Genomic DNA, 7725 nt, shown 5'->3' on the forward strand with positions numbered 1-7725 from the left:
GGCGAACTTTTTTACACCGGCGAGTGCTGAAAAAACCCCTGTTCGGACCGCTCAGAGGTAGCCGGCCTCGGCGAGTCGGTCGACGCCCTCCCGGAGCCGTTCTTCGCTCGCCGCGTACGACAGCCGCGCGTAGCCGGGCGTTCCGAAGGCGCTCCCGGGGACCGTCGCGACGTGGGCCTCTTCGATCGCGCCCTCACACCACGCTTGGTCGTCGTCGTCGACGGGCAGCATCATGTAGAACGCGCCGTCGGGGACCGGAACGTCCGTGCCGTGCTCGGCGAACAGGTCCACGAGCATATCCCGGCGCTTTTCGAAGGCGTTGCGCATCTCGGCGACGGCCTCGTCGGTGTTCCGCAGCGCCTCGACGCCGGCGTGCTGGACGAAGTTCGCCGCACAGGAGACCGAATGGGAGTGGAGCTTCCCGGCCTGTTCGATCAGCGGTTCGGGCGCGGCGACGTAGCCGAGCCGCCACCCGGTCATCGAGTACGCCTTCGAGAAGCCGTTGATGGTGACCGTCCGATCGCCCATCCCCTCGAGCGCGCCGAGCGAGGTCTGTTCGACGCCGTAGGTGACCGCGTCGTAGATCTCATCGGAGAGCACCGTCACGTCGTGCTCGACGGCGATGTCGCGGACCCGCTTCAGCGCGGCGTCGGTGAAGACGGCGCCCGAGGGGTTCGACGGCGAGTTGACGACGAGCAGCTCGGTGTCGTCCGAGACCGCCGCGGCGAGCTCGCCGAGCGCCGGTTCAAGCTGGAAGTCCGACCCGGAGAGATCGACCCGCGAGAGGCTCCCGCCGGCCAGTTTCGCCATCGCCTCGTAGCTGACCCAGGCCGGATCGAGGAGGACGACCTCGTCCCCGTCGTCGATCAGCGCCTGAAACGTCTCGTAGAGCGCCTGCTTGCCGCCCGGGGTGACGATGATCTCGTCGGTCGTGTACCCGAGGCCGTCGCCCTCGAGTTTCTCGACGATCGCGCGTTTCAGCTCCGGGATCCCGTTCGAGGGCGTGTAGCCGGTGTGGCCGGCGTCGAGGGCGGCCTTGCCGGCCTCGACGACGTTCTCCGGGGTCGGGAAGTCCGGCTCCCCGACGGAGAGATCGACGACGTCGACGCCGTCGGCCTCCAGTTCCGAGGCGAGGTTGCTGATCGCGAGCGTGGCGCTCGGTTCGACCCGTTCGACGCGGTCCGCAAAGTCAAGTTGTCGTGTCATGATTGTTCGAGTTCCTCGGCGAGTGCAATAGCGCTTCGGACGGCGCTCGCGCCCTTCTCGATCCGCTCTTCGGCCTCCGCGTGGCTCATCCCCGGCCCGGTGATGCCGAGGGTCACGGGCGTATCGCGCCGCAGGGAGACGTCGGTGAGCCCCTGTGCCGCCGCGTCGGCGATCACGCGGTCGTGTTCGGTGTCGCCGGTGACGATGGCTCCGAGGGCCGCAACCGCGTCGACGTCGTCGCGCCGGGCGAGGCGGTCGGCCGCGAGCGGCGCGTCGTAGGATCCCGGGACTTCGAGCGTCTCGACGATCTCGGCGTCGGCGCCGGCCCCGGCCACCGCCTCCCGAGCCCGGGTCTCCATCTCGTGGGTCACCGGCCGCTCTTTGTTGAACTGCGCGACCACCAGTCCGAGCGCTACCATGCGTTGTGGTGGGTTTCGGCTCCTAAAAGACCTGCCGGTACCGCCCGTCTCCCCGAACGCCGAACGGCCCGACCGCGCCCGACGCGGCGTCGATAACGCCGTTCGGACGCCGCGGTCCGGTCAGTCGTACGCCTCTCTGAGGAACACGAGCGCAGCCCCGAACATCGCGAGGTTCCCGAAAAAGGCGAGCCGCTCGCCGTCCCGGTCGTCGGGATCGGCGTTCCAAAAGTCGTGCATCGTCGCGGTCACGACGGCGAGGAAGGTGACGGCCGCGCCGGTCGCGACCCTCGGGAACCGCCACAGCGCCACCCCGAGTCCCGCAACGGCCATCATCCCCGAGGCGAGAGGGGCGGCGACGCCGGGCAGCGGCACGCCGGCCGACTCGGCGTACGCCACGGTGTCCTCCATGTCGCGGAAGTCCTCGGAGGCCTGAAGCGCGAGGCCGAGGCCGAACAGCGCCCGCCCGAGCCGCGACGGTCCATCGGTCGTGTCGTCTGTGGTGTCTCCCATACACGGCCCTGTCCCGCCAGCGACATAAATCGGGGTGTCGGTCCCGCCCCGGACCCGGCGCGTCGGGCGCGTTGTGACCCGGAACCTGCTAGAGACTCACTCTCCATTAATGACTGAAAACAGTATACCCGATATTAACATTATAATTCATAACAGTTTTGTACCAGTCGGCACTCCCCCCACACGCGCATGACGAGTGACACGACGAACGGCCCGACCCGCGCCCGACGCGGCGTCGGCGCCGTCGTCCGCTCTCACTCAGGAACCACCGCCGTCGGACCGAACGGATCTCCCGTCGAAGACGGCACGCTCACTACCTAACTATGGCACACGACAACGACGAGACGGACGAGGTCGCAAGCCGCGTCCAGAACACCGAATCGATCACCAGAGACGTCGACAACCCGGCCGCCCGCGAACTCCGACGGAAGTTCGACGAGCAGGACTTCACCTTCGCGCCCGGCCTGTATCACGCCCTCGACGCCCGCCTCGCCGAGATGGCGGGCCTCGACGCCGCGTACATGTCCGGCTACTCGACGGTCCTGGGACAGTTCGGCTTCCCGGACCTCGAGATGGTCACGATGACCGAGATGGTCGAGAACGCAAAGCGGATCGTCGAGGCGACGAACCTGCCGGTCGTCGCCGACTGCGACACCGGCTACGGCGGCGTCCACAACGTCCGCCGCGCCGTCCGGGAGTACGAGAAGGCCGGCGTCGCCGCCGTCCACATCGAGGACCAGACAACCCCGAAGCGCTGTGGGCACATCGCCGGCAAGCAGATCGTCCCCCGCGAGGAGGCGAAGGCCCGCTTCTCGGCGGCCGTCGACGCGAAGCAATCGGAGGACACGATCGTCATCGCCCGAACCGACGCCTACGGCTCCGCGAACGGCGACTGGGAGGAACACCTCGAGCGCGGCCGGATCTACGCCGACGCCGGCGTCGATCTGGTCTGGCCCGAGATGCCCGACCCCTCCCGCGAGGACGCCGTCGCGTACGCCGAGACGATCCACGAGACCCACCCCGAGTTGGATCTCGCGTTCAACTACTCGAGTTCCTTCGCGTGGTCCGAGGAGGAGGACCCGCTCACCTTCCAGGAGCTCGGCGACCTCGGGTACCAGTACATCTTCATCACGCTGTACGCGCTTCACTCCGGCGCTCACGCGGTGTACGAGGACATGAAGAACATCGCCGACAACGACGAGCGCGCGCAGTTCGACCTCGAGGACCGCTACCTCGGCCACGAGACCGAGAGCCACCACGAGCTTTCGTTCGTCTCGCGGTTCCAGGACATCGAGGCGCAGTTCGACCCCGAAGCGCAGGCCCGGATGGAGCAGTCCGCGGGCTTCACCGAAGAGGAGAGCGACCCGCTGACCTCGGGCGACGACGACTGAGACGAGACCCACAGACCGGGAGCTTCGGAGCTCCCAAACGCGGGGCCGACGCCGGTATTTTTCTGAGACGTGCGGAGCCGGACGGAGCGCCGCCTCGGGGTTTTACGCCGAGCGGAGCCCGCGATACGCCGAGCCGTGAGGTGATTCGGCCACCTTTAAGACGCCCCGAACCGACCGTATTAGTGACTATATGACGGAAATAGACAAGCGTACGCACGAGCGGAAGTTCGTTCGGACCTTCTTTACCACCCCGACCGCGGTCGAGGGCGAGGACGATTCGGCGAAGATGCTCGAGGGAGCCGCGGGGCTCTCGGGCATGGAGGCGCCGGACGTCTGGGTGCCCGACAACGAGGACGCCACCGCGCCGAACATGCGCGACGAGGGCGCACAGAACATCATCGACGTCGTCTCCGAGCACGGCGCCGACTACCCCGGCGAGATCCACCCTCGCGTCGTCTGGCACCGCGACAGCCCACAGACCCGATATCAGGGCTTTCAGCGGATGCTCGAGATCACCGACCCCGACAACGGCGCCATCGAGTACATCGACGGGTTCGTCATCCCCGAGGTCGGCGACATCGACGACTGGAAGAAGGCCGACGAGTTCCTGACGATCATCGAAAACGAGTACGGCTTCGACGAGGGCTCGATCAAGATGTCCGTCATCGTCGAGAGCGGTCAGTCCGAACTCGCCATGGAGAAGCTCCGCGACGAGATGGGCAAGCCGACGAACAACCTCGAACGGCTGTTCATGCTCGTGATCGGCGAGGTCGACTACACGAAGGACGCCCGCGCGATCACGCCGACGGGCGCGCTCCCGCCGTGGCCCGAGCTCCGTCACAACACCTCCCGAGCCGCGAGCGCGGCGGGGCTCATCGCCGTTGATGGCCCATACGACGACATCCGCGACGTCGAGGGCTACCACGAGCGGATGACGGACAACCAGGCCAAGGGGATGCTCGGCATCTGGTCGCTGACGCCCGGACAGGTCGTCGAGGCCAACACCTCCCCGCTCCCGCCCCAGGAGGGGTACTGGCTCTTCGACGCCGACGGACGGGAGGTCGAACTCGACCGTCGGGACGGCGTCGAGGTCTACGGCGGCGACCGCGTCTCGCTTGTGGAGACCGACGACGGCTACGTCCTCTCGGTCGGGAACGACGACCTCGAACTCGACGAGGCGGAACTCAGAGAGGAGCTGCTCGACCTGCTGGATTACGTGCCGAGCCTCGACGACATCGTCGACTCCATGGAGGAGTTCGAGGCGGCCAAGGAGGCCGGCAAGGGCGCGATCGCGATGACGCGGTCGGCGACAGTCGAGATCGACGGCGTCCGGGTCGACGTCAGCACCGATCGGATGTGGGACGAGGCGACCTACCAGGCGTTACAAACGCCGATTACGCTGTTCCAGGACGTCTACGAGAACCGCCCGGACCAACACGAGGGCCTCGCGGAGCTGTACGACGAGGACGTCGTCGATCGGGCGATGGACGTCGGCAACTGATCGTCCGGCCCACCGGATATCTTATACGGACGCGTCGCGGTCAGTACTTCGGGTCCGCGCCGGTCTCGGCGTAGATGTCGTCCATGATCGCGTCGCGCTCGCGTTGCCACTCGGGGAACGCCGCCGGCGTCGAGGGGTACGACTCGTAGTGTTCGAGCAGGCGGTCGGCGAGGGACTTCGTCTCGTAGAGGCTCTTTAACGTCCCCCAGTGGCCGAAGCTCTTTATCAGCACCCGGAGCTTGAGCCCCCAATCGATGCTCGCCGACCCCGAGTACAGCGCGTCGGAGAGCTTCTCGGCCGGAAGGGCGGCCAGCAGGCCGAGCAGTTCGTCGATGTCGTACGCCGTCGAGAAGACGTTGTACACGTCGAGGGCGGCGTAGCGACCGCCGTAGTGCTCCATGACGCGCTCGTTGTACCGCCAGAGGCTGTCCTCGCCGACGTCGGCGTCCTCGATCGCCTCGATCGCCTGCTCGCCGGCGTACTGACCGGCGTAGGCGGCCCCGGCGATCCCGCCGCCGGTACAGGGGTTGACGTGGGCGGCGGCGTCGCCGATGGCCATGTATCCGGGCGCGATCGCCGAGTCATAGGGCCGTCGCGTCGGCAGCGCCGCGCCGAGTTTGTCCGTGACGGTCGCGTTTTTCAGCTCCGGCCGCCGGCTGACGTCCTCCCGGAGGTCGGAGACGAGCTGCATCGGCTCCTCGTTCATCTGAAAGCCCAACCCGACGTTGATCTCGGTCGGCGTCCGCGGGAAGTACCAGAGGTAGCCCGCCGAGCGCTTCGTCGGCTTGAACACCAACGCGTCGGACCACGACACGGGCTCGTCCACCTCGATGACCTCGCGGTACGCCGAGGAGAACTGCGAGTACCGCACGTTGGTGTCGAAGGTCGTCCCGGCGAAGTCGGCTTTGTCCTGCAGCAGCGACAGCGCCCCGGCCCCATCGAGCACGATCTCGGCCTCGTAGCGGCGGTGATCGCCCTCCGTCGTCGCCTCGAACCCGAACACCCGACCGTCGTCGCCCTGGAGGACGTCCTGAACGACCGTGTCGTAGTGAAACTCCGCGCCGGCGCGTTCGGCCCCGTCGATCAGCCGCCGGCCGTACTCGAGACGGTCGATGACGGCGAGTTCGCCCGGCACGGGGATGTCGAGAACGGCCCCCTCACGGGGGATCTCGAACTGGCCGTGGTCGACGTCGGTGTTGGTGAACGCGCCCTCGATGTGGGATTTCGGGATCGACTCCGGGAACTTGTCGGCGCCCTTCAGCGCGTCGCCGCAGGCGATGTGTCCGGCCTCCGACTCGGTCTTCCGTTCGACGATGACGACGTCGTACCCCGCGTCGGCGACGGTGGCTCCGGCGTAACAGCCGGCGGTCCCGGCCCCGACGATGGCGACGTCGTACTCGAACGTGGTCATGGTCACTCTGGGCGCCGGGGGCGCAAAACTCTTTATTCACGCCGGGCGCGTCGGGCGCCCCGAGCCGACGGGGACCGCCCGGTCACAGGAGAAAGCGCTCTTCGTCCTCGCTGAGATCGAGCGCCGAGTCGGCGGCCCCGAGCAGTTCCTCGGCCGTCGAGGAGCCGAACCCGACCACCTCGGTCCGGACGCCCTCGTGTCGGAGGTGCGTACACAACCGCGCGAAGTCGCCGTCGCCGCTGCAGAGCACGACGGTGTCGACCTTCGAGGCAAGCGTGACGGCGTCGAGACACATCCCCAGATCCCAGTTTGCCTTCTTCGACCCGTCGGCGAAGGTCTTGATCTCCTTGATCTTCGTCTCGAAGCCGATGTCGTGAAGCGCCTCGAAGAACTCCTCCTCGGCGGGCGAGTCGGCCCTGATCACGTACGCGATGGCCCGGACGAGATCCCGATCGCCGACGGCGGCGGCGAGCATCTCGGTGTAATCGACGTTCCGGGAGTACAGCGTGTGCGCGGTGTGATAGAGGTTCTGGGAGTCGGCGAGAACGGCGACCCGCTGGGAGGCGTGGTTCGGTGACATACCGGATCTGGCCCGCCCTCGGGCATATGTCTTGGTGTCGAGTCTTTTTGTCCCTCGGGGCTCTCAATCGCGTATGCGTCTCGAGGAGGTCTACACCGCGCCGGCGGGCGGGGAACCCATGCGGCGACACGACTCGATCGACGCCCTCGAGGGCGGGCTCGCCGGCGACCGCTACCGGAGCGGCGACGGACACTACTCGCCGTACGACGTCTGTGAAATCACGCTCGTCCGGGCCGAGGCGATCGAGGCGATCGAACGGGAGGCCGGGATCGACCTCGCCGAGGGCCGACACCGCCGGAACCTCGTCGTCCGCGGCGGCGACGTCCACGACCTCTTGGACTGTCGGTTCGCCCTCGGCGGCGCCGTCCTCGTCGGCACCCGCCCGCGGCCGCCGTGTCGGTACATCGAACAGCTGACCGGAGCCGAGGGCCTGATGCGCGCGCTCGGCGAGGGCCGCGGCGGGATCTGCGCCCGCGTCGAGGCGCCCGGCGAGATCAGCGTCGGCGACGAGGTGTCGGTGCTCGAACGGAGAGACGACTTCGAGGGGCTCATCGCACGCATCCGGGACCGCGCCGGGCGGTAGCGACAGCTATTTTTGGGTCATGGGAGTACGGTGGTCCGCGCGCGGGTTGCCGAGCCAGGCCAAAGGCGCAGCGCTTAGGACGCTGTCCCGTAGGGGTCCGCCGGTTCGAATCCGGTCCCGCGCA

At 67.7% G+C, this 7725-nt stretch carries 8 protein-coding genes and 1 tRNA gene; 4 read left to right on the forward strand and 5 right to left on the reverse strand.

Features of this window, described 5'->3' with window-relative positions; all coding sequences use genetic code 11:
- Nucleotides 1-51 precede the first annotated feature (51 nt).
- The 3 genes from Q0916_RS00710 to Q0916_RS00720 form a co-directional block, all read right to left on the reverse strand.
- Nucleotides 52-1206 carry a pyridoxal phosphate-dependent aminotransferase gene (locus Q0916_RS00710; RefSeq protein WP_299232957.1) on the reverse strand — a complete coding sequence of 385 codons (1155 nt, stop codon included), beginning with the start codon at nt 1204-1206 and terminating at the stop codon, nt 52-54.
- Nucleotides 1203-1625, reverse strand: a complete 423-nt coding sequence (gene ribH / locus Q0916_RS00715) for a 6,7-dimethyl-8-ribityllumazine synthase (protein WP_299232959.1) — start codon at nt 1623-1625, stop codon at nt 1203-1205. The genes Q0916_RS00710 and ribH overlap by 4 nt, the downstream gene beginning before the upstream one ends.
- Nucleotides 1626-1745: 120 nt before the next feature.
- The gene (locus Q0916_RS00720) at nt 1746-2135 is read right to left on the reverse strand and encodes a DoxX family protein (RefSeq protein ID WP_299232961.1); all 390 of its coding nucleotides are present in this window, start codon (nt 2133-2135) and stop codon (nt 1746-1748) included.
- A 323-nt stretch (nt 2136-2458) separates the two neighbouring features.
- Here Q0916_RS00720 and aceA point away from each other — a divergent pair, with 323 nt between their 5' ends.
- Both aceA and aceB read left to right on the forward strand, forming a co-directional pair.
- Nucleotides 2459-3526 carry an isocitrate lyase gene (gene aceA, locus Q0916_RS00725; RefSeq protein WP_299232963.1) on the forward strand — a complete coding sequence of 356 codons (1068 nt, stop codon included), beginning with the start codon at nt 2459-2461 and terminating at the stop codon, nt 3524-3526.
- A 190-nt stretch (nt 3527-3716) separates the two neighbouring features.
- Nucleotides 3717-5027 (forward strand): malate synthase AceB, encoded by a 1311-nt coding sequence (gene aceB, locus Q0916_RS00730; protein ID WP_299232965.1) that lies wholly within the window; start codon nt 3717-3719, stop codon nt 5025-5027.
- Between the two features lie 40 nt (nt 5028-5067).
- On the opposite strand, the gene Q0916_RS00735 is transcribed toward aceB, so the two are convergent.
- The gene (locus Q0916_RS00735) at nt 5068-6438 is read right to left on the reverse strand and encodes a geranylgeranyl reductase family protein (protein WP_299232970.1); all 1371 of its coding nucleotides are present in this window, start codon (nt 6436-6438) and stop codon (nt 5068-5070) included.
- 82 nt (nt 6439-6520) lie between these two features.
- Complete coding sequence (locus Q0916_RS00740; protein ID WP_299232974.1) at nt 6521-7018, reverse strand: NYN domain-containing protein; 498 nt, start codon at nt 7016-7018, stop codon at nt 6521-6523.
- Between the two features lie 73 nt (nt 7019-7091).
- Here Q0916_RS00740 and Q0916_RS00745 point away from each other — a divergent pair, with 73 nt between their 5' ends.
- Nucleotides 7092-7601, forward strand: a complete 510-nt coding sequence (locus Q0916_RS00745) for an MOSC domain-containing protein (protein ID WP_299232977.1) — start codon at nt 7092-7094, stop codon at nt 7599-7601.
- 39 nt (nt 7602-7640) lie between these two features.
- Nucleotides 7641-7725 (forward strand) — tRNA-Leu (locus Q0916_RS00750).

It is taken from the genome of Natronomonas sp. (assembly GCF_028274965.1).
GTDB lineage: Archaea > Halobacteriota > Halobacteria > Halobacteriales > Haloarculaceae > Natronomonas.